Below are 23,896 nucleotides of genomic sequence, written 5' to 3' on the forward strand. Positions count from 1 at the left end.
CCTCGGCGCCGGTTCCCGGTGCCCCCGTACTCGTTGTCGGGGGCGCTGGGGGCCGGCGCCGTTCGCGTCCCCCCGCGCGTCACCAGTCCCACCCCGTTCCGAAACCCCCCAACACGTTCCGAGCCCCCGGGAAGAAGGCCACCCCATGTTCGAGGCAGTCGAAGAGCTCCTCGTCGAGCACGCCGACCTCGAAACGAGGCTGGCCGACCCGTCCGTCCACGCCGACCAGGCGAACGCCCGCAAGCTCGCCAAGCGGTACGCCGAGCTGACCCCGATCACCCGGGTCTACCGGCAGTGGCGGCAGGCCGGCGAGGACATCGAGGCCGCGCGCGAACTCGCCGCCGAGGAGCCGGAGTTCATCGCCGAGGTGAAGGACTCCGAGGCGCGCCGCGACGAGCTCACCGAGGAGCTGCGGCTGCTGCTGGTGCCGCGCGACCCGAGCGACGACAAGGACGTCATCCTGGAGATCAAGGCGGGCGAGGGCGGCGAGGAGTCCGCGCTGTTCGCCGGTGACCTGCTCCGGATGTACCTGCGCTACGCGGAGCGGGTCGGCTGGAAGACCGAGATCATCGACTCCAACGAGTCCGACCTCGGCGGCTACAAGGACGTCTCGGTGGCCGTGAAGACCAAGGGCAACACCGAGCCCGGCCAGGGCGTCTGGGCGCGGCTGAAGTACGAGGGCGGCGTGCACCGCGTGCAGCGCGTCCCCGCCACCGAGTCCCAGGGCCGCATCCACACCTCCGCGGCGGGCGTGCTGGTCACCCCCGAGGCGGAGGAGGTCGAGGTCGAGATCGTCGCCAACGACCTGCGGATCGACGTCTACCGCTCCTCCGGCCCCGGCGGCCAGTCGGTCAACACCACCGACTCCGCGGTCCGGATCACCCACCTGCCGACCGGTATCGTGGCGTCCTGCCAGAACGAGAAGAGCCAGCTGCAGAACAAGGAGCAGGCGATGCGCATCCTGCGTTCGCGGCTGCTGGCCGCCGCGCAGGAGGAGGCCGAGCGCGAGGCCTCGGACGCGCGCCGCAGCCAGGTCCGCACGGTGGACCGCTCCGAGCGGATCCGGACGTACAACTACCCCGAGAACCGCATCTCGGACCACCGCACGGGGTTCAAGTCGTACAACCTGGACCAGGTCCTGGACGGCGAGCTGACCGCGGTGATCCAGTCCTGCGTCGACAAGGACGCGGCGGCCAAGCTCGCCGCGGCCCAAGAGAACTGAGACCGGCGCGCCCCGGCCCACGCGCAGTCCGAGAGCCGGGGCGCAGAAACAAGAGGTCGTACGGATGAACCTGCTGCTCGCCGAGGTGGCCCAGGCCACCCAGCGGCTGGCCGCGGCCGGCGTTCCGTCGCCGCGCTTCGACGCGGAGGAGCTCGCCGCCCACGTCCACAACGTCAAGCGCAGCCAGCTGCACACGGTGAAGGACGCCGACTTCGACGCCCGCTACTGGGAGGCCGTCTCCCGTCGCGAGGCGCGCGAACCGCTGCAGCACATCACCGGCCGGGCGTTCTTCCGTTACCTCGAACTGGCGGTCGGCCCCGGGGTGTTCGTGCCCCGGCCGGAGACCGAGACAGTCGTCGAATGGGCCATAGACGCGGTGCGCGACATGGACGTGGCCGAGCCGCTGGTGGTGGACCTGTGCTCCGGCTCCGGCGCGATCGCGCTCGCCCTGGCCCAGGAGCTGCCGCGCTCGACCGTGCACGCCTTCGAACTGGACGAGGGAGCGCTGGAGTACACCCGGCGCAACATCGAGGCCAGCCCGGACCGCGCCCGCGTCACCCTGCACGCCGGCGACGCCACCAAGGCCTTCGAGGACGACCGCTCCTGGGACGGCCGCTTCGACCTGGTGATCTCCAACCCGCCGTACATCCCGCTCACCGAGTGGGAGTACGTCGCACCGGAGGCCCGCGACCACGACCCGCAGATGTCGCTGTTCTCCGGCGAGGACGGCCTGGACACCATCCGCGGCATCGAGCGGGTGGCCGCACGGCTGCTGCGCCCGGGCGGCGCGGTGGTGATCGAGCACGCCGACCAGCAGGGCGGCCAGGTGCCGTGGATCTTCAACGAGGAACGCGGCTGGACGGACACCGCCGACCACCGCGACCTGAACAACCGGCCGCGCTTCACGACCGCCCGAAGGGTGGGGTCGTGAACAGTCCAGCGCAGTACGACCGCCCGAAGGGTGGGGTCGTGAACAGTCCAGCGCAGTACGACCGCCCGAAGGGTGGGGTCGTGACCACCGAGCGCGGCTCCGCCGCCCGCACGGCCGCGCTGTGACGGCCGTGGTGACCGCCATGAGCCACTCCGGAAGGGGACCGCACCGATGAGCCGCCGCTACGACTGTGCCGATGCCGGGGACCGTGCCACCGGCCTGCGTGAGGCCGCCTCGGCCGTCCGCCGCGGCGAACTCGTCGTGCTGCCCACCGACACCCTGTACGGGGTCGGCGCGGACGCCTTCTCTCCGGAGGCCGTCGGCGAGCTGATGACCGCCCGGGGCCGCGGCCGCGGCACGCCGTCGCCGGTGTTGGTCGGCTCGCCGACCACGCTGCACGGCCTGGTCACGGACTTCTCCGAGCAGGCCTGGGAGCTGGTCGACGCCTTCTGGCCCGGCGGGCTGACCCTGGTCGCCCGGCACCAGCCCTCGCTGCGCTGGGACCTCGGCGAGACCCGCGGCACCGTCGCGGTCCGGATGCCGCTGCACCCGGTGGCCATCGAGCTGCTGAACGCCACCGGCCCGATGGCCGTCTCCAGCGCCAACCGGATCGGCGGCTCGTCGCCGCTGACCTGCGACGAGGCGCAGTCGCAGCTCGGCGACGCGATCTCGGTCTACCTGGACGGCGGGTCGGCCGACCACTCCGCCGCCTCGTCCATCGTCGACGTCACCGGCAAGGTCCCGGTCCTGCTGCGGGCCGGCGCGATCAGCGTCGAGCAGCTGAGGGAGGTCGTCCCCGACCTGGAGGCCGGCAGTTGACGCCCACCGCCTCGCTCCACTCCGGGCCCGGCATAGCGCCGTACCTGAGCGTGGGCCCCAGGCCGCTGGACCACTTCCGGATCCTGTTCGTCTGCACGGGGAACATCTGCCGCTCGCCGATCGCCGAGCGGCTCACCCGGCGTGAGCTGGACACCCGGCTGAGCCCCCGGGTGGCCGGGCGGATCCTGGTGGAGAGCGCCGGCACCTGGGGCCACGAGGGCGCGCCGATGGAGGACCACGCCGCGACCGTGCTCGACGAGTACGGGGCCGACAGCGGTGGTTTCACCGGCCGCGAGCTGCTGGACGAGCACGTGGTCGAGGCCGACCTGGTGCTGACCGCGACCCTGGACCACCGCGCCCAGGTGATCTCGATGGGCCACGAGGCGGGGCTGCGCACCTTCACGCTGAAGGAGTTCACCCGCCTGGTGCGGACGATAGACCCGGGCACGCTGCCCGACCCCCGGCGCGGTGCCGACGTCACCGAGCGGGCCCGGGCGCTGGTCCGGGCGGCCGCCGCGCTGCGCGGCTGGCTGCTGGCCGCCACCCCGGAGTCGGACGAGGTGGACGACCCGTACGGCGCACCGATCGGCATGTTCCGCAACTGCGGCGAGGAGATATTCCACGCGGTCGACCCGGTGGTCACCGCGCTCACGGGCGTGTCGGCGCGCCGCTGACGGCCGAACGGCCCCGTCCCGGCGGGCCGGGCGGCGGTGGCGGTCCTACGCTGGATCCACCTCCCCGGTGTCCGGCCGGAGGTGCCCCCACCCGCAGCGCCCGGGAGTCCCACGATGACCGTCACCGATGCCGCGACCGGCCCGACCGAGACGAAGGGGCGTCCACGGGCGTCCGAGGCCCTGCACCGGGCGGATCCGCAGCTGGCGGACCTGCTGGCCGCGGAGGCCGAGCGGCGGGCCGAGACGATCCAGCTGCTGGCGGGGGAGAACCTCACCACCGCGGCCGTCCTGGCGGCGCTCACCGGCCCGCTGATCGACAAGTACGCCGAGGGCTACCCGGGCCGCCGGCACCACACGGGCTGCGCGCTGGCGGACGCCGCCGAGCTGCTGGCGATCGACCGGGCCCGCGAGCTGTTCGCCGCCCCGCACGCCAACGTCCAGCCCCGGTCGGCGACTTCGGGGATGCTGGCGGCGTACGCGGCGCTGCTGCGGCCCGGTGACGGGGTGCTGGCGATGTCGCTGGAGCACGGCGGCCACCTCAGCTGCGGCTCGCGCGCCAACTTCTCCGGCCGCTGGTTCGCCTTCACCGGCTACGGCGTGCGCGAGGACGACGGCCTGATCGACCTCGACCAGGTGCGCGACCTGGCCCGGCAGCACCGCCCCAAGGCGATCGTGGCGGGCTCGATCTCCCACCCCCGGCACCCGGACTGGGCGGCGTTCCGGGAGATCGCCGACGAGGTGGATGCCTACCTGATCGCCTCCGCCGCGCAGACCACGGGCCTGATCGCGGCCGGGGTGGCGCCGTCCCCGGTGCCGTACGCGGACGTCACCGTCGCGGCGACCCACAAGCTGCTGCGCGGCCCGCGTGGCGGGCTGCTGCTGTGCACGGCGGAGCTGGCCGAGCGGATCGACCGCGCGGTGTTCCCGTTCAGCCAGGGCGGCGCGGCGATGAACGAGGTGGCCGGCAAGGCGGTGGCCCTGGCGGAGGCCTCGACGCCCGCCTACCGGGCGTACGCGGAGCGGACGGTGTCCGGGGCGCGGATGCTCGCCGCGGGGCTCGCAGAGGCCGGTGCGCGCCCTCTGACAGGCGGTACCGACACCCACCTGGTGACGGCCGACGTGAGTCCGCTCGGCGTGACCGGGGCGGAGGCCGAGCGGCGCTGCGCGGCCGCCGGACTGCTGCTCGGCAAGTGCGCACTGCCGTTCGACCCTGCGCCGCCGGCCGAGGCCTCCGGGATCCGGCTCGGGACGGGCACCGTGACCAGCCAGGGGATGGGCGAGGCGGAGCTGTCGGAGATCGCCGCGTTGATCGCACGGGTGCTCGCCGGGGGCGCGGTGGCGCCCGCCGCGGCGCGCGTGCGGGAACTCGCGCTGGCCTTCGCCGAGCGGGGCTGACCGCGATCGGTCCCCGGGCATCGGGACCTCCTACCCGGGAGAGCGAACCGCGATGCACGTACCCGGCGTCCGACTCAATAAGGTGTGTGCCGTGGCGACGCACCTCGAACCCCGGGAAGACAGGGGAGTACCTTCGGTATCTCCCCGTTCGACAGTGATGCAGGAGGCCAGTGGTGCGTGAGTATCTGCTGGTGCTGTTCTGCACCGCCGCCGTCACCTACCTGCTCACCGGCCCGGTCCGGAAGTTCGCCATCGCGGCCGGCGCCATGCCGCCGGTGCGCGCCCGCGACGTGCACCGCGAGCCCACGCCGCGGCTCGGCGGCATCGCGATGTTCGGCGGGCTCTGCGCGGGCATCCTGGTCGCCTCGCAACTCGACAACCTGAGCAAGGTGTTCAACCAGAGCACCGACATCCGCGCGCTGCTGTCCGGCGCCGGGATCATGTGGCTGCTCGGCGTCCTCGACGACAAGTGGGGCGTGGACGCCCTGGTGAAGCTCGGCGGCCAGATGATCGCCGCCGGTGTGATGGTCTGGCAGGGCGTCACGGTGATCACCCTTCCGGTGCCCGGCGTCGGCGCGGTCGCCGTGAGCCCGACCCAGGGCATGGTCATCTCGGTCACCCTGGTCGTCGTCATGGTCAACGCGGTGAACTTCATCGACGGCCTGGACGGCCTGGCCGGCGGCATGGTCTGCATCGCCGCGATCGCGTTCTTCCTGTACAGCTACCGGCTCTGGTACGGCTACGCGATCACCGACGCGGCCCCCGCCGTGCTGTTCAGCGTGCTGCTGATCGGCATGTGCCTGGGCTTCCTGGCGCACAACATGCACCCCGCGCGGATCTTCATGGGCGACTCCGGCTCGATGATGCTGGGCCTGATGCTGGCCGTCGCCGCGATCTCCATCACCGGCCGGGTCGACCCGGACCTGATCAACAACGAGACCGGTTCGCAGACCGCCACGGTGCACGCCCTGGTGCCGATCTACATCCCGCTGCTGCTGCCGCTGACGGTCATCGCGCTGCCGCTGGCCGACCTGCTGCTCGCCGTGGTGCGCCGCACCTGGGCCGGCCAGTCGCCGTTTGCCGCGGACAAGCGCCACCTGCACCACCGCTTGCTGCAGGTCGGCCACTCGCACAGCCGGGCCGTGCTGATCATGTACTTCTGGGCCGCGCTGATCGCCTTCGGCTCGGTGGCCTTCTCGGTCACCAACACCGGCCGCGCCGTGGTCCTGACGCTCGCCGGGCTCTGCCTGCTCGGCCTGGTGGTGCTGCTCACCCCGCGGTTCCGGCCGCGCGCCCCGCGGGCGGTGCAGTCCTTCGTCCCGCCGCGGTACCGCCGCCGTCCCACCGGTCCGATGGCCGAACTGTCGGCGAAGGACAAGCAACTTCTGGGTGAAGCGAGTCGGGACTCCTCCGAGCGTGCCGACCACGGCCCCACCACCGGCGGCCGTCGCTGACAGGGGAGTTGACGATCCGTCAAATGGCCTCACCCATACGGGTGGATTCGCTGCGCCGCTGGTGTGACAGGTGCCACACATTCATGGTAAAGCTCTCATCAAATAGTTTGTGATACCGTTCACGAGTACCGAGAACACGCCGAAAGACCTGACAGGTGGATGACTTCCGTCCCTGTCGGTCTCCCTCGACGGGCCCGCCGTTCCAGCGGGCGGCCCGACGGCGATGCCTCGGTCGGTGTCACTCACCACCGTCTGTGCCCGTCCCCCCGCCACTCGACATGCCGCCGGAGCTGCCGACATGCCGTCCACCGACGCCCGGATCCTCCGAGGCGCCGCGATTCCCACTGCGGCCGCCGGGATCATCGCCATGGCGATCTCGTTCGCCGTCGCCGGTGGGAAGGGGCTGCTCGGCGCCCTCTTCGGCGCTCTGCTCGTGATGGCGTTCTTCAGCTCGGGCCAGGTCGCGCTCGACCGGCTGACCAGGTCGAACCCGCACATCATGATGGCCGCGGCGCTCCTGGTGTACACCACTCAGATCCTGCTGGTCGGCATCGTCCTGGCGGTCTTCAAGGACACCGACCTGTTCAACCGGCAGGCGTTCGCCTTCACGCTGCTGGGCTGCGCGCTGATCTGGACGGGCTTCCAGGTGCGCGGTGCACTCAAGGCCAAGACCTTCTACGTCGACCCCGACGCCTCGGAAAAGAAGGGCGACAAGCCCTCCGACTCTGGACGTCAACAGTGACGAGGCCCGACTGTCCCCCCAACGAGGGGGGCGGTGTTTATGCCGCACTGACGGCCTGCTATCGTCCGTCGCAACAACGGAGTACGGGAAGAGGCCTGGTCTGTCCGGACAGCGGACCGATCGCCCCCCGGACCCGCGCAGTCTTCGATGATCCCGCAGCAGCGCAGCGCGCAGCCGTGCGGGGTCGGCGAGAAACCCATCAAGTTCCAGTGCCGCTCCGTGGCCGCAGGCCACGCCGACACACCGAGGTTGCCGTATCCATGCGTCACGACGAAGGAGTCCGTGGTGAGTGCTGAACTCACGTCCCTCGCCTCAGGCAGTTGCCACTTCGGGGACGCTGGCTGCGGCTTCCCGGCCCCGGGTCTGAACGAATTCGACTTCAAGCCGATCTTCACCATCGGCAGCTTCTACTTCAACAAGCCGATGCTGCTGTCGATGGTCGTCGCGGTGCTGGTGATCGTCTTCTTCTGGGCCGCCTTCGCCAAGCCGCGCCTGGTCCCCGGCAAGCTGCAGCTGGTCGGTGAGATCGGCTACGACTTCGTCAAGCGCTCCATCGTGCTCGAGACGATCGGCAAGAAGGGCGAGAAGTACGTCCCGATGCTGGTCTCGATGTTCTTCTTCATCTGGTTGATGAACATCATGTCGGTCATTCCGTTCGCGCAGTTCCCGGTGACGGCGGCGATCGCGTTCCCGGCCGGCCTCGCGGCGGTCGTGTGGGTCACCTACATGACGCTGACCTTCAAGAAGCACGGCTTCGTCGGCGGTTTCAAGAACCTCTGCTGGCCGTCGGGCATCCCCGGCTGGGTCATGTTCATCCTGGTGCCGATCGAGTTCTTCTCGAACATCTTCGTGCGCCCCTTCACGCTCGCGGTCCGAGCCTTCGCGAACATGTTCGCCGGCCACCTGCTGATCGTGATGTTCTCCATCGCCTCCTGGTACCTGCTCAGCCCGACCCTGGGCGCGCTGTACGGCTCGGCCTCGTTCGTCGTCGCCGTCGCGCTGACCGCCTTCGAGCTGCTGGTCCAGTTCCTGCAGGCCTACATCTTCGTGATGCTGGCCAGCAGCTACATCGCCGGTGCCCTCGAAGAGTCGCACTGAGCCAGGGGGCCCCGGCCCCTCCTGAACCAACCTCCCGGATCGCCCGGTGGCCAATCACCACCGGTTCACCACCCTGCAAAGGACAACGTCAATGAGCATCCTCGCTGAGGGCACTGTCTACGGTTCCGTCGCCTCCATCGGCTACGGCCTCGCCGCCATCGGCCCCGGCATCGGCGTCGGTCTGATCTTCGGCAACGGTGTCCAGGCGATGGCCCGTCAGCCCGAGGCTGCCGGCCTCATCCGTTCCAACATGTTCATCGGCTTCGCGCTGACCGAGGCGCTCGCCCTCATCGGCATCGTCATGCCGTTCGTCTTCGGCAACAAGTAATCCTGCCGCAGACCCTTTCGAGGAAGGTCCAGATATGAGCATCGTGGCTCAGCTCGCGGCCGAGGAGAAGATGAACCCTCTCCTCCCCAACTGGCCCGAGATCATCATCGGCCTGCTCTGCTTCTTCATCGTCTTCGGTCTGCTCGGCAAGAAGCTCCTTCCCAGCATCGAGAAGGTGCTGTCGGAGCGCCGGGACGCCATCGAGGGCGGCATGGAGCGTGCCGAGGCCACTCAGGCCGAGGCCCAGGCCGTGCTTGAGCAGTACCGTGCCGAGCTTTCCGAGGCGCGCCACGAGGCCGCCCGCATCGTCGAGCAGGCTCGCGAGCAGGGCGCTGCCCAGCTGGCGGAGATGCGCGAGGAGGGCCAGCGTCAGCGCGAGGCCATCGTCGCCGCCGGTCACGCCCAGATCGAGGCTGACAAGAAGCAGGCGACTGCCGCCCTGCGCCAGGACGTGGGCTCGCTGGCCACCCAGCTGGCGTCCCGCATCGTGGGTGAGTCCCTGGAGGACCACGCCCGGCAGAGCGGTGTGATCGACCGCTTCCTGGATGAGCTGGAGGCCAAGGCCGCCGTTGCTCAGGGTGCGGCCAAGTGATCGGCGCCAGCCGTGAGGCCCTCGCCGCCGGCCGGCAGAACCTGGAGAGCCTGACCGACTCCACCTCGGTGGACGCGGCCAAGCTCGCCGAGGAGCTCACCGCCGTCACGGCCGTGCTGGACCGTGAGGTGTCGCTGCGCCGCGTCCTGACCGACCCGTCCCGGTCGGGCCAGGACAAGGCCCAGCTGGTCAGCTCGCTGCTGACCGGCCAGGTCTCCGGCGAGGCCGTGGACCTGGTCTCCGGACTGGTCCGCTCCCGCTGGTCGGGCTCGCGCGACCTGGTGGACGCGACCGAGCAGCTCGCCGCGTACGCCGAGATCATCGCCGCGGACCGGACCGGCGCCCTGGACGACGTCGAGGACGAGCTCTTCCGCTTCGGTCGGGTGGTGAGCGGCTCGCACGAGCTGCGCGCCGCGCTGACCGAGCCGAAGGCCGGTGCCGTCGCGAAGGCCGAGCTGATCAAGAAGCTGCTCGGCGGCCGCGCCAACGCCGGCACCGTCCGGCTGGTCACCGCCCTCGTCAACGCGCCGCGTGGCCGTAGCCTGGAGCAGGGCCTCGAGTCCTACTCGAAGCTCGCCGCCGCTCGCCGTGGCCGCGTGGTGGCCCTGGTCACCACCGCGGTGCCGCTGTCGGACACCCAGAAGGAGCGCCTGTCCGGTGCTCTGGGCCGGATGTACGGCCGCCAGGTCCACCTGAACATCGACGTCGACCCCGAGGTCGTCGGCGGCGTCCGGGTGCAGATCGGCGACGAGATCATCAACGGCACCGTGTCGAGCCGCCTTGAGGGCGCTCGCCAGTCGCTCGAAGGCTGAGCACCGAAGCAGCACATCCGACCCTCGGTCGGGAAACCGGCTCCCCAAGGAGCCGGCACATCGTACGGCCGGTTCGGAAGACCCGGCCGAGAGTCGAATACTTGCGGCCCTCAATGGCGGGCCGAGGATCGCAAACTAGGAGAGCAGGGAAGCCTGATGGCGGAGCTTACGATCCGTCCGGAGGAGATCCGGGACGCGCTGGCCGACTTTGTCCAGTCGTACCAGCCGGACGCCGCTTCTGTGGAAGAGGTCGGCACGGTCACTGACGCGGCGGACGGCATCGCGCATGTCGAGGGCCTGCCCTCGGTCATGGCGAACGAGCTGCTGAAGTTCGAGGACGGCACGCTCGGCCTCGCGCTGAACCTCGACACCCGCGAGATCGGTGTCGTCGTCCTCGGTGAGTTCGGCGGCATCGAAGAGGGCCAGACCGTGCGCCGCACCGGCGAGGTCCTCTCGGTTCCGGTCGGCGACGGCTACCTCGGCCGCGTCGTGGACCCGCTGGGCAACCCGATCGACGGCCTCGGCGACATCGCCGCCAGCGGTCGCCGCGCCCTGGAGCTGCAGGCCCCCGGCGTCATGGCCCGCAAGTCGGTCAAGCAGCCGCTGCAGACCGGCATCAAGGCCATCGACGCGATGACCCCGATCGGCCGCGGCCAGCGCCAGCTGATCATCGGCGACCGCCAGACCGGCAAGACCGCGGTGGCCGTCGACACGATCATCAACCAGCGTGACAACTGGCGCTCGGGCGACCCGGAGAAGCAGGTCCGCTGCATCTACGTCGCCGTGGGCCAGAAGGGCTCCACCATCGCGTCCGTCCGCGGCGCCCTGGAGGAGGCCGGCGCGCTGGAGTACACCACCATCGTGGCTGCTCCCGCCTCCGACCCGGCCGGCTTCAAGTACCTCGCCCCGTACACCGGTTCGGCCATCGGCCAGGAGTGGATGTACGACGGCAAGCACGTCCTGATCATCTTCGACGACCTGTCGAAGCAGGCCGAGGCCTACCGCTCCGTCTCCCTGCTGCTGCGCCGCCCGCCGGGCCGCGAGGCCTACCCGGGTGACGTCTTCTACCTGCACTCCCGTCTGCTGGAGCGCTGCGCCAAGCTGAACGACGCCCTCGGCGGCGGCTCGATGACCGGTCTGCCGATCATCGAGACCAAGGCCAACGACGTCTCGGCGTACATCCCGACCAACGTCATCTCGATCACCGACGGCCAGTGCTTCCTGGAGTCCGACCTGTTCAACGCCGGCATCCGCCCGGCCGTGAACGTCGGCATCTCGGTCTCCCGCGTCGGTGGCTCCGCCCAGATCAAGGCCATGCGCTCGGTCGCCGGCCGTCTGCGTCTGGACCTCGCCCAGTACCGTGAGCTGGAGGCCTTCGCCGGCTTCGGCTCCGACCTGGACGCGGCCTCCAAGGCCCAGCTGGAGCGCGGTGCGCGCATGGTCGAGCTGCTGAAGCAGGGCCAGTACCAGCCGTTCCCGGTCGAGGAGCAGGTCGTCTCCATCTGGGCCGGCACCACCGGCAAGCTGGACGACGTCCCGGTCGCCGAGATCCGCCGCTTCGAGCGCGAGTTCCTGGACCACGTCCGCCTGCAGCACAAGGACCTGCTCGCCGGCATCGTCGAGACCGGCCTGCTGGCCGACGGCACCGTCGACGCCCTCACCGGCGCGATCGAGGCCTTCAAGCAGGGTTACCAGACCGCCGACGGCAAGCTGCTCTCCGAGCAGGCCTGAGTCCGGTAGCGAGGGAAAGGACGTAACGACCCATGGGAGCACAGCTTCGGGTCTACAAGCGCCGGATCCGCTCTGTCACCGCGACGAAGAAGATCACCAAGGCGATGGAGATGATCTCCGCGGCGCGCATCGGCAAGGCGCAGCGCGCGGTGGCGGCCTCCGCTCCGTACGCCGATGAGCTCACCCGGGCGGTGACGGCGGTGGCCACCCGGTCCAACGCCAAGCACCCGCTCACCACCGAGAACCCGAACGCCACCCGCGCGGCGGTCCTGCTGATCACGGCGGACCGCGGCCTGGCCGGCGGTTACTCGTCCAACGCCATCAAGGCCTCGCTGACGCTCTCCGAGCGCCTGCGCGGCGAGGGCAAGGACGTCGTGACCTACATCGTCGGTCGGAAGGGTCTGTCGTACTACACCTTCCGCAACCTGGCGGTGGGGAACTCGTGGACGGGCTTCTCGGACAAGCCGACCTACGGCGACGCGAAGACGGTGGCGGCCGAGCTGATCGAGGCCTTCACGGCCGAGGCCGGCGGCGTGGACGAACTCCACGTGGTCTCGACCGAGTTCGTGTCCATGCTGACGCAGGACGCGGTCGCGGCGCGGCTGCTGCCGCTGAAGCTGGACGAGGTCCAGCTCAGCGACCAGACGTCGGCCAAGTCGGAGATCTTCCCGCTGTACGACTTCGAACCGTCGGCGGAGGGCGTGCTCGACGCGCTGCTGCCGCGGTACGTCGAGAGCCGGATCTACAACGCGCTGCTGCAGTCGGCTGCTTCCGAGCACGCCGCCCGCCGCCGCGCGATGAAGAGCGCGACGGACAACGCCGGCGAGCTCATCAAGTCGCTCACGCGGCTTGCCAACTCGGCCCGTCAGGCCGAGATCACCCAGGAAATCAGCGAGATCGTCGGCGGCGCCAACGCCCTCGCCGACGCTAGCCGCGGGAGCGAATGAGTATGACCACCACTGTTGAGCCGACCACGGCGACGGGCCGCGTCGCGCGGGTCATCGGCCCGGTCGTCGACGTGGAGTTCCCCGTCGACGCGATTCCGGACATGTTCAACGCCCTGCACGTCGAGGTGGACAACCCCGACGGCACGGGCAAGAAGACCCTCACCCTCGAGGTCGCCCAGCACCTCGGCGACGGCCTGATCCGCGGCATCTCGATGCAGCCGACCGACGGCCTGGTCCGCGGTTCGCAGGTCACCGACACCGGTTCCGCGATCTCGGTGCCGGTCGGCCAGATCACCAAGGGCAAGGTGTTCAATGCCCTCGGTGACGTGCTGAACGTCGACAAGGCGGAGTTCGACAAGCAGGTCGAGGTCCGCTGGCCGATCCACCGCAAGGCCCCCGAGTTCAAGGACCTCGAGTCCAAGACCGAGATGTTCGAGACTGGCATCAAGGTCATCGACCTGCTCACCCCGTACGTCACGGGTGGCAAGATCGGTCTGTTCGGTGGTGCCGGTGTCGGCAAGACCGTTCTGATCCAGGAGATGATCTACCGCGTCGCCGAGAACTTCGGTGGTGTGTCGGTGTTCGCCGGTGTCGGTGAGCGCACCCGTGAGGGCAACGACCTCATCGACGAGATGGTCGACTCGGGCGTCCTGGACAAGACCGCGCTGGTCTTCGGCCAGATGGACGAGCCGCCGGGCACCCGTCTGCGGGTCGCGCTCTCCGCGCTGACCATGGCGGAGTACTTCCGTGACGTCGAGAAGCAGGACGTGCTCCTCTTCATCGACAACATCTTCCGGTTCACCCAGGCCGGTTCCGAGGTGTCGACCCTGCTCGGCCGCATGCCCTCCGCGGTGGGCTACCAGCCGAACCTGGCCGACGAGATGGGCCTCCTGCAGGAGCGCATCACCTCGACCCGCGGTCACTCGATCACCTCGATGCAGGCGATCTACGTCCCCGCGGACGACCTGACCGACCCGGCGCCGGCCACCACCTTCGCCCACCTGGACGCGACGACCGTTCTGTCGCGCCCGATCTCGGAGAAGGGCATCTACCCGGCCGTCGACCCGCTGGACTCCACGTCCCGCATCCTCGACCCGCGGTACATCACGGCGACCCACTACGAGACGGCCGTCCGTATCAAGGGGATCCTGCAGAAGTACAAGGACCTCCAGGACATCATCGCCATCCTCGGTATGGACGAGCTGTCCGAAGAGGACAAGATCACGGTGCACCGTGCCCGTCGCATCGAGCGCTTCCTCTCGCAGAACACCTACGTGGCGAAGCAGTTCACCGGTGTCGAGGGCTCGACCGTGCCGCTGTCCGAGACCATCGAGGCCTTCAACTCGATCGCGGACGGCAAGTACGACTCCGTCCCGGAGCAGGCCTTCTTCATGTGCGGTGGCATCGAGGACCTCGAGAAGAACGCCGCCGAGCTGGCGAAGAAGTAATCGCGGCCGGTAGCAGCTGAGTGACCGTGAGGGGTGGGCCCCAACCCTGGGACCCACCCCTCGCGTCGCATCGGCTGTGATTCCGGTCAAATCCGCGCCGCCGGTTTCATGCCGGAGGCACGGGGCCGTTATTCTTACCGAAACTCCCGAGTAATCGGGGGTTGCATGAGCCTAGGAGCCCACGTTGGCTGAGCTGCACGTCGAGCTGGTCGCAGCCGACCGCAAGGTGTGGTCCGGTGCGGCCACCATCGTCGTCGCCCGTACGGCCTCCGGTGACACCGGCATCATGCCGGGCCACACCCCGGTGCTGAGCGTGCTGGAGACCGGCCCGGTCACCATCCGCACGGTGGACGGCGGAACCGTCATCGCCGCGGTGCACGGCGGCTTCATCTCCTTCGCCGACAACAAGCTGTCTCTGCTCGCGGAGATCGCCGAGCTGGCGGACGAGATCGACGTCGCGCGCGCCGAGCGCGCACTGGAGCAGGCCAAGTCGGACCTGGACGCGCACGCCGAGCGGCGCGCCGAGATCCGTCTGTTCGCGGCGCGCGGCCTCAAGGCCCACGCCTGAGTGTGCCGGACCCCGGCTTAGCGGGGTCGACCGACGGTCCCGGGGACGCGCGAGCGTGACCCCGGGACTGTCGTCGTAGTTGGTAGGTCAGCGCGGTCGCTTGATACGACCGCTACGGGGAACGCGGGTAGCGAGGAGGTAGGTGAGCATGGTCCTCGCGCTTGTGGTGTGTGCGGCGGTCGTGGCATTGGGTGTGATCGGCCTGGTGGCCTTCGCCGTCCGACGCCGCCTGATCCAGCGGGTCGGCGGCACGTTCGACTGCAGTTACCGGCTCAAAATGCCCGCCGACGCCTCGACGCAGCCCGACCTCGACGAGAACGGCAAACCCACCTCAGCCCCGGTCCCCCCGACCGACGGCAAGGGGTGGGTTTTTGGTATCGGCCGGTACAGCGGCGACTCGATCGAGTGGTTCCGGGTCTTCTCGTACGCCCCCCGTCCGCGCAAGGTGCTGCCGCGCCGGGAGATCGAGGTGCTCGGCCGGCGCTACCCCGAGGGGCAGGAGGAGCTGGCCCTGCTCTCCGGCTCGGTGGTGCTGCGCTGCCTGCACAACGGGGCGCCGCTGGAGCTGGCGATGAGCGAGGACGCGCTGACCGGCTTCCTGGCCTGGCTGGAAGCCGCCCCGCCCGGGCAGAGGGTCAACGTCGCGTAGCGGCGGCCCGCGGGGTGGGGGTACCTCCCGGCCGGAGGCTGGGGGAGGTCAACGTCGCGTAGCGGCGGCCCGCGGGGTTAACGCCGCCTAACCGGCCCGGCTAGGGTGGCCGCATGGTCAATCTGACGCGCATCTACACCCGTACCGGCGACGACGGCACCACCGCGCTCGGCGACATGAGCCGGACCACCAAGACCGATCCGCGGCTGATCGCCTACGCCGACACCAACGAGGCGAACGCGGCGATCGGGGTGGCCCTCGCGGTCGGGCAGCTGTCCGACGACGTGGCGGCGGTGCTGGTGCGGGTCCAGAACGACCTGTTCGACGTCGGTGCCGATCTGTCCACCCCGGTGGTCGAGGACCCGAAGTACCCGCCGCTGCGGGTGCTGCAGTCCTACGTCGACCGGCTGGAGGGGGACTGCGACCACTACCTGGAGCAGGTCGAGAAGCTGCGCAGCTTCATCCTGCCCGGCGGTACGGCCGGCGCGGCCCACCTGCATCTGGCCTGCACGGTGGTGCGGCGGGCCGAGCGCTCGACCTGGGCGGCGATCGCGGAGCACGGGGACACCGTCAACCCGCTGACCGCGAAGTACCTCAACCGGCTCTCCGACCTGCTGTTCATCCTCGCCCGGGTGGCCAACAAGGAGCGCGGCGACGTGCTCTGGGTGCCCGGCGAGAACCGCTAGGACCCGGCGGGTCCGGCCTTCCCCGTGACCGTCCCGGTGGCCTTCTGGCCGCCTTGGTCGTCGGCCTGCTCGCCGCCGTGCTCGACGACCCGGCCGTTCTCGACCGGGACACCGGCCGGCGGCTCCTTGGGCCACAGCGAGTAGCAGCCGGCCACGATCAGGTTGACCACGGCGGCGATGCCCAGCTTGAGGTACCACTGCAGGAACGTGCCGTAGTGCGCGGAGCCCGCGGAGAGCGGCACGAGCAGGGTGATCAGGGTGAGCGTGATCGCGGCGGAGACCACGGTGCGGCCGGCGATCCGCCACTCGTGCGCGGTCCGCTCCGGGCCGTACTTCGGCGAGGGCAGCGGCTTGGGGCCGCCGGCGAAGCGGTGCAGGAAGTGCGCGTCGGCCCAGCGGACCAGCGAGGGGCCGTAGCCGACCGAGAACCCCGTGTAGCTCGCGGCGAGCGCGTGGGTCCAGCTCGCCTCGGCGCCGCCGCGCAGGTCGAGCACGGCCAGCGCGTACAGGGCGAGGTCGACCGCCGGAAGGCCGAACAGCAGCACGGTGCCGGTGCGGCGCCACCGCAGCAGGTAGCGGGCGGAGAGGGCCAGGCCGAGCACGATCCACCAGGAGATCTCGGCCGCGACGATGAGGGTGACGATCACGTTCTGCTCCAGGACGTTCGGCGGTGTGTCCAGCCTCGTGCGCGGGTGCGCCGGTGTCGTCGTCGCGCGGTGCCGTCCGGGTCTGCACCTTTCGATGTAGCGGGCTCCTCCGCGGACCGGAGCCGGGCGGGCCGCCGGGGATGGTGAGATGGGGGTGTGCTCGTTCCGTCCCTCTCCCCGCGCCGGCTCGACCAGCTGATCGCCCTCTGCGGGCTGCTCGGCGGCACCGTGCTCATCGTCTTCCGCGCGTACGAGAACGCCGACCGTGTGCCGCTGTGGGCGGTGGTGCTGCCGATGCTGGTGATGGCCGGGCTGGAGCTGTGCCGGCGCACCAGGCCGGTGCTCGCGGTGTCGCTCGGCGGGGTGGCCTTCGCGGCCAGCCTGTTCACCGGCAGCCTGCTGGCGACCCTGATCATGTACACCGACCTGCTGTACGCGGCGGTGATCTACGGCAGTGCCCGGATGTCGCGGGTGCTGCACCTGACCGGCGGTTCGACCGTCCTGGCGCTCTCCAGCCTGGCCTGGTACGCCGGCGGGACCGCGGCCGGGCTGCTGATCGCGGTGGTCAGTTCGCTGGTCTTCCTGGGGCCGGTGTGGACCGGCGACGTGGTGCGCAAGCACAGGCAGGAGGCGGAGACCGAGCGGCTGCGCGCGGAACAGACCGCGCTGCTCTCGGAGATGGACCGGCGCGAGGCGGTCGGCGCGGAACGGGCGCGGATGGCACGGGAGTTGCACGACGTGGTGGCCAACCACCTGTCGGCGATCGCGATCCACGCCACCGGCGCGCAGTCCGTCGCCAAGCGCCGGAGCCTGCCCGCGGACGATCCGCTGGTGGAGGTGCTGGCGGTGATCCGGGAGAACAGCGTCCAGGGATTGGCCGAAATGCGTCGCATGATCGGACTGCTCCGGGACAGCGGCGGCGGAGAGGTCGACGAGTCGTACGCGGCGCCCGACCTGGCGGCGGTGGACGCCCTGCTGGCCAAGGCCCGGGCGGCCGGCCAGGACGTCGGGCTGGACTTCGAGCTCGCCGAGCACGGCGAGCGCGGGGACGTCCCGGTGCCGGTCGGGCTGGCCGCGTACCGGATCGTCCAGGAGTCGCTGACCAACGCGCTCAAGCACGCCGGGCCCGGACTGGTCCGGCTGCGACTGGAGTTCGGGTCCCAGGAGCTGCGGATCACCGTCGACAGCCCGTACCGCGGCGGGCCGGGCCGCGGCCTTCCCGGCGCCCGGGCCGGTCTGGTGGGCATGGGGGAGCGGGCCGGGCTGCTCGGCGGCAGCTTCGAGGCCGGGCCGAAGGACGGGTACTGGAGCGTGCGCGCGGTGCTGCCGCGGGCACAGGGAAGCGAGGGGCGGGCATGACGATCCGGGTGCTGGTGGCGGAGGACCAGGCGGCGGTACGGGCGGCGCTGGTGATGATCCTGCGGGCCGAGCCCGAGTTCGAGGTGGTCGGGCAGGCCGCCGACGGCGAGGAGGCGGTCCGGCTGGCGTTGGAGCTGCGGCCGGACGTGGTGCTGATGGACGTGCAGATGCCCCGGCTGGACGGCGTCTCGGCGACCCGCGAGGTGGTCGCGGCCGGGGCCGCCCAGGTGCTGGTGCTGACCACCTTCGACCTGGACGAGTACGTCTACGGCGCGATGCGGGCCGGCGCGGCCGGGTTCCTGCTCAAGGACCTGGAGGCGGACACCCTGGTCGAGGGCATCCGGACGGTGGCGCGCGGGGACGGCATGCTGGCGCCCTCGGTGACCAGGCGCCTGATCGGGACCTTCGCCCGCCCGGGGCGGCAGGTCGGGCCGGAGGCCCGGGAGGCGGTGGCCGGGTTGACCGCCCGTGAGCGGGAGGTGCTGGCCTGCATCGGGGCGGGGCTGTCCAACGGGGAGATCGCGGCCCGGCTGGCGATGGCGGAGGCGACCACGAAGACGCACGTCAGCCGGATCCTGGCGAAGCTGCGGCTGCGCAGCCGGGTGCAGGCGGCGATCCTGGCCCAGGACCTCGGTCTGACCGTCTGACCGGCTACTTGGGCAGCTGACCAGGTCGGTTGCAGATCACACTCTCGATTGCTATTGCGTGAGGCACTTGGGCACTAGAGTCCGGCTGAGCGTGCGGAGCGAGTGGACCCATAGAACCGCGCGCTCCGCGAAAGCGGCTGCCGGGCGCGAGCGCGGCAGGAGAATCGAGCGATGCGGCTCAACGGCGGTCACCCCTGCCCTGAGTCGCCTTCAGGGCCCGCCCGCGGGGCGGCGACGGCATCGGGAGACCCAGCCATGAGCAATGCGTCCAGCAAGCAGATCGCCGTGATCGGTGCCGGCCTGATGGGCGCCGGCATCGCCCAGGTGTCCGCGCAGGCCGGCCACCCGGTGGTGCTGCGGGACGTCACCGAGGAAGCGCTGCAGCGTGGCCTCGCGGGCATCCGCGCCTCGTACGACAAGTTCGTCGCCAAGGGCAAGCTGAGCGCCGAGGACGCCGAGGCCGCGCTGGGCCGGATCACCACCACCACCGACCTGGGCGCCGTTGCCGAGGCCGACATCGTGGTCGAGGCCGTGTTCGAGAACCTGGACGTCAAGGAGGGCGTGTTCCGCGAGCTGGACAAGCTCGCCAAGGACGGCGCCGTCCTGGCCTCCAACACCTCCGCCATCCCGATCACCCGGATCGCCGCCGTCACCCAGCGGCCGGAGTCGGTCGTCGGCGTCCACTTCTTCTCGCCCGTCCCGATGATGAAGCTGGTCGAGCTGGTCCGCGGCTACAAGACCAGCGACGAGGCGATGGCCGCCGCCCGTGCCTACGCCGAGGGCGTCGGCAAGGAGGTCGTGGTGGTCAACCGCGACGTGGCCGGCTTCATCACCACCCGCCTGATCACCGCGCTGGTCATCGAGGCCGCCAAGCTGTACGAGTCGGGCGTCGCCACCGCCGAGGACATCGACACCGCCTGCCGCCTGGGCTTCGGCCACGCCATGGGCCCGCTGCAGACCGCCGACCTGACCGGCGTGGACATCCTGCTGCACGCCGCCCGCAACATCTACACCGAGACCCAGGACGAGAAGTTCGCCGCCCCGGAGATCATGGCCCGCATGGTCACCGCCGGTGACCTCGGCCGCAAGAGCGGCCGCGGCTTCTACCCGTACGAAGGCAAGTGACCCGACCGGGTCGAACGGCCCGGCAGGCCGTGCGATCGACGCATCGCACGGCCCGCCGGGCCGGGTGAGTTTCCTCACGCCGGGTGCCGCAGACGGGTGATTTGGGCGGTAATCGAGCGTAGGTGTGGAGACTTCCTGCGTATATTCCCTCGGACGAGTGAAGTTGCTTCAGATCCGGCCGGAACCAGCAACCTGCGGAGCAGGTTCGCCGTCAGATGAGGGAACCCGGCATTCCGACCGGGTCCGGGCGTGGGGCCGCGGCCCGCCCGGACACACACCCCGCTCCCGCACCCGGTACGGCCGGGGCGGACCCACCCCGCACCCGGCCGTCCAGGCGAAGGAGGAGAGCATGCGCATCACCGGCGACCACACGGCGCTGGCCATCGAAGGCCGCCTCGACGTGCGCACCGCCGCCGACGCGCGCGCCCAGCTGCACCAGGCCGTGGACGGCGGCCTCGGCGACCTCGTGCTCGACCTCGCCCGACTGGAGTTCTGGGACGCCACCGGCCTCGGTGTGATCATGGGAACCCACCGGCGGGCGGGCCGGATCGGCCGTCGGCTCGTGCTGCGCTCCGTCCCGGCCCAGCTGCAGCGACTGCTGGTGGCCACCAAGCTGCACCGCATCCTCGCCGTCGACGGCGGCATCGCCGAGCCGTACGGCATCGCCCTGTAACGCCTGGTCAGCGCCCCGGAACGGCTCCCGGCCCCGGACCGCCCTGCACGGGCGGCCCCGGATGTGCAAGAGTCTGCCCGTCAGAAGACGGCCGCCGGGGCAGCCCCAGGACCGCCCGCGGCCGCGACCGGGACGTCAGCCGGTCGGCGCGGGGCGCCGGCGGCCGAGCACGATGCGGAGCAGAACGTGGCACAGCCATCCGGGGAGTTCCGGCAGGAGGCCGCCCGCACCCGCGGCGGCGAACTGGTCTCCGGCGGCCTGCTGGTGGGCGTCGGCGCCCCGGACGGCTCCGAAGCCCGGCCCTGCCCCGACGAGTGGCGGCCCCGCCCGCGTCGGATCGAGCGCAGCGAACCCGCCCGCGGCCCGGTCGGCGGCGTCGGCCGCGCGGTCGGCCCGCTCGCGCTCGGCGCCGGACCCGCCGACATGCCGCTGCTGGACCGCGAGGCGGACATCGCCGAACTGCTCGGCCTGCTCGCCGAGGGCCGCTCGATACGCCTGGTCGGCCAGGCCGGCTCCGGTCGCAGCGCACTGCTGTCGGCCGTCGCCGAGGCCGCCGCCGACCTCGCCCCCGGCGGTGTCGTCCAGCTCTGCGGCCACCGCCGCACCGCCGCCGACCTGCTCCAGGACCTCTTCGCGGCCACCCACCACGCCCCCGGCTACCGCCCCGACCCCGGCCAACTGGCCGCCCACCTCGGCGAGGTCGGCGCGGTCGTGGTGATCGACGCCGCCGAGCACTCCGGCGCCGAACTGGAGCAACTGCTCGCCGCCGCCCCCGGCTGCGCCTTCCTGGTCTCCGTCGCCCCGGACAGCCCGCCGCTGTCGCCCGGCTCCCGGATGCAGGACCACCTCGTCGCCGGGCTCTCCCGCGCCGCCTGCCTCGCCCTCACCGCCCGGCTGGCCGGGCGGCCGCTGGACGTCGCCGAGAAGGCCTGGGCGGTGGACCTCTGGTTCGAGTCCGAAGGCCTGCCGTTGCGCTTCGTCCAGGCCGCCGCGCTGCTGCGCCAGCGGGACGTCGCGGTGGACGCGCTGGTCGCCGCCGAGGACGACCGGATGGACGTCTTCGGCGCGGTCGACGGGCCCGTCCGCGACCCCGACCCGGCGGTCCGCGAGAACGCGCTGCGCCGCACCGTCCCGCTCCCCTCGGTCGCCGAGACCGCCTCACCCGCCGTCAGGCTCGCCGAGGGCCTGAGCGAGCCCGCACAGGCCGTGCTGCGGCTCGCCGTCGCCCTCGGCGGGGAGTGCCCCGCCGCACCGCACCTGCCCGCGCTGATCGACGTCGGCCTCGGCGAGGCCGCCCTCGCCGAACTCGCCGACGCCGGACTGGTGGTGTCCATCGGCGGGCACCACCGGCTGACCGCCGGCGCGCTCGACCTGCTCGTCCCGCACTGGCCGGCCCGCGGCTGTGCGGACGGCGCCGCCCAGCACTTCGCCTGGTGGGTGGGGCACAGTTCGGTGACGCTGGAGCAGATCGCCGCCGAGGCCGAGGTGGTGATCGGCGTCCTGCTCGCCGACCGCACCGCCGGACGCCACGAGGCGGTGGTCCGGCTCGCCCGGGCCGCGGCGCCCGCACTGGCGCTGGCGCTGCGCTGGGGGGCCTGGGAACGGGTGCTGCAGCTCGGCCTGGAAGCGGCCCGCCGGTCCGGCTCGGCGAGCGACCAGGCCTGGTTCCACCACGAGTCGGGCGTGCACGCCTTCTGCGTCCAGCAGCCGTCCCGGGCCGTCGCCGAGCTGGAGACCGCGCTCACCCTGCGGGTGTCCGCGGGCGAGCAGCGCGGGGTCGCCTCGGCGCGCCGGATGCTCGACCTGCTGCGCGCCGAGGGCCGGCAGCTGCCCGCCGCCCCGGCCGCGGCGCCCAGCCGGGCGCCGGTCATCCGCAAGATCGCGGCCCGGGTGCCGGCCCGGCTGAAGTCCAGCCGTCGGCGGCGCGTCCTCGTGGTCTCCACGGTCGTGCTGACCATGGGGGTGCTCGGCACGGCGGTGGCGATGAGCCTCACCGGGCCGGACGAGTACAAGCCGAAGGACCCGCACAGCGGTCGGCTGGACGAGGGCGGCAGCCAGGACGCGCCGTTCCCGCAGCCGTCCGGCAGCACCTCGCCGGGCCCGGCCGGCCCGACGCCGGGCAGCCCGGCGGGACCGAGCGGCAGCCCGGAGCCGACGACGAGCGGCAGCGCGTCGCACTCGGCGAGCGCCTCGCCGTCGAAGAAGCCGAGCTCCTCACCGGGCGCGACCGGGTCCCAGGCCCCGCAGCAGCCGCAGCCGACCGTGCCGGGACAGTCGCCGCCGCCGCAGCCGGGGCCGCCGTCACCGACCCATCAGCCGGGGCCGCAGCCGACGTCGCCCAAGCCGACCACCGGCCCGACCACGCCGAGCCCGACCACCTCGGTGACCGCGACGCCCACGGCCACCGGCGGGCCCAGCCCGTCGGCGTCACCGACGGGCTGACCGGTCAGAACAGCTTGAGCTTGTCGTCGTCGATGCCGCGCAGCTCGTCGTAGTCCAGCACCACGCAGCCGATGCCGCGGTCGGTGGCCAGCACGCGGGCCTGCGGCTTGATCTCCTGCGCGGCGAAGACGCCCTTGACCGGGGCCAACAGCGGGTCCCGGTTGAGGAGTTCGAGGTAGCGGGTGAGCTGTTCGACACCGTCGATCTCGCCGCGGCGCTTGATCTCGACGGCCACCGTGGCGCCGTCGGAGTCGCGGCAGAGGATGTCGACCGGACCGATCGCGGTCGGGTACTCACGGCGGATCAGCGACCAGCCGGCACCGAGCACCTCCATCCGGTCCGCGAGCAGCTCCTGGAGGTGTGCCTCGACGCCGTCCTTGATCAGGCCCGGGTCGACCCCGAGCTCGTGGGACGAGTCGTGCAGCACCTCCTCCAGCGTGATGATGAGCTTCTCGCCGGCCTTGTTCTCCACCGTCCAGACCCCGTCGGCCTCCTTGAGGACGCACGGCGGGGACATCCAGTTGAGCGGCTTGTAGGCGCGGTCGTCGGCGTGGATGCTGACGCTGCCGTCGGCCTTGACCAGGATGAGCCTGGTGGCGGAGGGCAGATGGGCGGAGAGCCGACCGGCATAGTCGACTGAGCAGCGGGCAATTACGAGACGCACGGTCGACCACGCTAGCCCACCGGGGCCAGTTGATGCGATTCCGCGACGGCGGGGTGAAGAAAGCGCGAACCCCGCGAACATTGAGGTCCGGCGGTCCCGTTCCCGCTCGTCGCGGTCTGGCGCCCATCCCATCTGGTCGCTACGTTGTGTGACGGCACGCTTGCGGGATCGCTGTCAACGGGGATGGAGACTTCAGATGAACGATCCGACGGGATCCGGCCAATCTGGTGCACCACGGCGTAT

At 71.3% G+C, this 23,896-nt stretch carries 25 protein-coding genes; 23 read left to right on the forward strand and 2 right to left on the reverse strand.

Going from position 1 to position 23,896, the window contains the following annotated elements:
* Positions 1–145 precede the first annotated feature (145 nt).
* The 18 genes from prfA to AB0D10_RS10515 all read left to right on the forward strand — a co-directional run bounded on the left by prfA (position 146) and on the right by AB0D10_RS10515 (position 16,096).
* Positions 146–1,222 (forward strand): peptide chain release factor 1, encoded by a 1,077-nt coding sequence (gene prfA, locus AB0D10_RS10430; protein ID WP_360253987.1) that lies wholly within the window; start codon positions 146–148, stop codon positions 1,220–1,222.
* 64 nt (positions 1,223–1,286) lie between these two features.
* Positions 1,287–2,153, forward strand: a complete 867-nt coding sequence (gene prmC / locus AB0D10_RS10435) for a peptide chain release factor N(5)-glutamine methyltransferase (protein WP_360253989.1) — start codon at positions 1,287–1,289, stop codon at positions 2,151–2,153.
* Entirely contained in the window at positions 2,150–2,278 is a 129-nt protein-coding gene (locus AB0D10_RS10440) for a hypothetical protein (protein WP_360253991.1), read from the forward strand. The genes prmC and AB0D10_RS10440 overlap by 4 nt, the downstream gene beginning before the upstream one ends.
* 46 nt (positions 2,279–2,324) lie before the next feature.
* Positions 2,325–2,972, forward strand: a complete 648-nt coding sequence (locus tag AB0D10_RS10445; protein WP_360253993.1) for an L-threonylcarbamoyladenylate synthase — start codon at positions 2,325–2,327, stop codon at positions 2,970–2,972.
* 32 nt (positions 2,973–3,004) lie between these two features.
* Positions 3,005–3,646 (forward strand): protein-tyrosine-phosphatase, encoded by a 642-nt coding sequence (locus AB0D10_RS10450; protein WP_360254203.1) that lies wholly within the window; start codon positions 3,005–3,007, stop codon positions 3,644–3,646.
* A 114-nt stretch (positions 3,647–3,760) separates the two neighbouring features.
* On the forward strand, positions 3,761–5,041 hold the full coding sequence (locus AB0D10_RS10455; protein ID WP_360253995.1) for a serine hydroxymethyltransferase: 1,281 nt from the start codon (positions 3,761–3,763) through the stop codon (positions 5,039–5,041).
* 173 nt (positions 5,042–5,214) lie between these two features.
* Positions 5,215–6,495, forward strand: coding sequence for an MraY family glycosyltransferase (locus tag AB0D10_RS10460; protein ID WP_360253997.1), 1,281 nt, complete (start codon positions 5,215–5,217; stop codon positions 6,493–6,495).
* A gap of 298 nt (positions 6,496–6,793) precedes the next feature.
* Positions 6,794–7,237: a hypothetical protein gene (locus AB0D10_RS10465; RefSeq protein ID WP_360253999.1), complete on the forward strand. Its 444-nt coding sequence runs from the start codon at positions 6,794–6,796 to the stop codon at positions 7,235–7,237.
* A 285-nt stretch (positions 7,238–7,522) separates the two neighbouring features.
* Positions 7,523–8,335, forward strand: a complete 813-nt coding sequence (gene atpB, locus AB0D10_RS10470; RefSeq protein WP_360254001.1) for a F0F1 ATP synthase subunit A — start codon at positions 7,523–7,525, stop codon at positions 8,333–8,335.
* Positions 8,336–8,426: 91 nt separating this feature from the next.
* The gene (gene atpE, locus AB0D10_RS10475) at positions 8,427–8,663 is read left to right on the forward strand and encodes an ATP synthase F0 subunit C (protein ID WP_030282059.1); all 237 of its coding nucleotides are present in this window, start codon (positions 8,427–8,429) and stop codon (positions 8,661–8,663) included.
* A gap of 34 nt (positions 8,664–8,697) precedes the next feature.
* Positions 8,698–9,255 carry a F0F1 ATP synthase subunit B gene (locus AB0D10_RS10480; protein WP_360254003.1) on the forward strand — a complete coding sequence of 186 codons (558 nt, stop codon included), beginning with the start codon at positions 8,698–8,700 and terminating at the stop codon, positions 9,253–9,255.
* Positions 9,252–10,067 carry a F0F1 ATP synthase subunit delta gene (locus tag AB0D10_RS10485; RefSeq protein ID WP_360254005.1) on the forward strand — a complete coding sequence of 272 codons (816 nt, stop codon included), beginning with the start codon at positions 9,252–9,254 and terminating at the stop codon, positions 10,065–10,067. The genes AB0D10_RS10480 and AB0D10_RS10485 overlap by 4 nt, the downstream gene beginning before the upstream one ends.
* Before the next feature lie 156 nt (positions 10,068–10,223).
* Positions 10,224–11,798 (forward strand): F0F1 ATP synthase subunit alpha, encoded by a 1,575-nt coding sequence (gene atpA, locus AB0D10_RS10490; RefSeq protein ID WP_360254007.1) that lies wholly within the window; start codon positions 10,224–10,226, stop codon positions 11,796–11,798.
* A 32-nt stretch (positions 11,799–11,830) separates the two neighbouring features.
* Complete coding sequence (locus AB0D10_RS10495; RefSeq protein ID WP_360254009.1) at positions 11,831–12,745, forward strand: F0F1 ATP synthase subunit gamma; 915 nt, start codon at positions 11,831–11,833, stop codon at positions 12,743–12,745.
* 2 nt (positions 12,746–12,747) lie between these two features.
* Entirely contained in the window at positions 12,748–14,193 is a 1,446-nt protein-coding gene (gene atpD, locus AB0D10_RS10500) for a F0F1 ATP synthase subunit beta (protein ID WP_360254011.1), read from the forward strand.
* Positions 14,194–14,377: 184 nt separating this feature from the next.
* On the forward strand, positions 14,378–14,761 hold the full coding sequence (locus tag AB0D10_RS10505) for a F0F1 ATP synthase subunit epsilon (protein ID WP_360254013.1): 384 nt from the start codon (positions 14,378–14,380) through the stop codon (positions 14,759–14,761).
* 148 nt (positions 14,762–14,909) lie between these two features.
* Positions 14,910–15,410 carry a DUF2550 domain-containing protein gene (locus AB0D10_RS10510; protein WP_350633459.1) on the forward strand — a complete coding sequence of 167 codons (501 nt, stop codon included), beginning with the start codon at positions 14,910–14,912 and terminating at the stop codon, positions 15,408–15,410.
* Positions 15,411–15,523: 113 nt separating this feature from the next.
* Positions 15,524–16,096 (forward strand): cob(I)yrinic acid a,c-diamide adenosyltransferase, encoded by a 573-nt coding sequence (locus AB0D10_RS10515; protein WP_360254015.1) that lies wholly within the window; start codon positions 15,524–15,526, stop codon positions 16,094–16,096.
* Here AB0D10_RS10515 and AB0D10_RS10520 read toward each other — a convergent pair.
* Positions 16,093–16,743, reverse strand: coding sequence for a hypothetical protein (locus AB0D10_RS10520; RefSeq protein ID WP_360254017.1), 651 nt, complete (start codon positions 16,741–16,743; stop codon positions 16,093–16,095). The two genes, AB0D10_RS10515 and AB0D10_RS10520, sit on opposite strands and share 4 nt — an antisense overlap.
* 156 nt (positions 16,744–16,899) lie before the next feature.
* Here AB0D10_RS10520 and AB0D10_RS10525 point away from each other — a divergent pair, with 156 nt between their 5' ends.
* From AB0D10_RS10525 to AB0D10_RS10545, 5 genes are all read left to right on the forward strand, one after another.
* Entirely contained in the window at positions 16,900–18,102 is a 1,203-nt protein-coding gene (locus AB0D10_RS10525) for a histidine kinase (RefSeq protein WP_360254019.1), read from the forward strand.
* A complete protein-coding gene (locus tag AB0D10_RS10530) occupies positions 18,099–18,749 on the forward strand; it encodes a response regulator transcription factor (RefSeq protein WP_360254021.1) in 651 nt (216 codons plus the stop codon). The genes AB0D10_RS10525 and AB0D10_RS10530 overlap by 4 nt, the downstream gene beginning before the upstream one ends.
* A 255-nt stretch (positions 18,750–19,004) precedes the next feature.
* A complete protein-coding gene (locus AB0D10_RS10535) occupies positions 19,005–19,874 on the forward strand; it encodes a 3-hydroxyacyl-CoA dehydrogenase family protein (protein ID WP_360254023.1) in 870 nt (289 codons plus the stop codon).
* Between the two features lie 349 nt (positions 19,875–20,223).
* Entirely contained in the window at positions 20,224–20,547 is a 324-nt protein-coding gene (locus AB0D10_RS10540; RefSeq protein ID WP_360254025.1) for an STAS domain-containing protein, read from the forward strand.
* 186 nt (positions 20,548–20,733) lie between these two features.
* Positions 20,734–22,989, forward strand: a complete 2,256-nt coding sequence (locus AB0D10_RS10545; RefSeq protein ID WP_360254027.1) for an ATP-binding protein — start codon at positions 20,734–20,736, stop codon at positions 22,987–22,989.
* 4 nt (positions 22,990–22,993) lie between these two features.
* On the opposite strand, the gene nucS is transcribed toward AB0D10_RS10545, so the two are convergent.
* On the reverse strand, positions 22,994–23,653 hold the full coding sequence (nucS, locus tag AB0D10_RS10550) for an endonuclease NucS (protein ID WP_355252708.1): 660 nt from the start codon (positions 23,651–23,653) through the stop codon (positions 22,994–22,996).
* Positions 23,654–23,896 lie beyond the last annotated feature (243 nt).

The sequence above is a fragment of the Kitasatospora sp. NPDC048545 genome (assembly GCF_040651155.1).
Lineage (GTDB): Bacteria > Actinomycetota > Actinomycetes > Streptomycetales > Streptomycetaceae > Kitasatospora.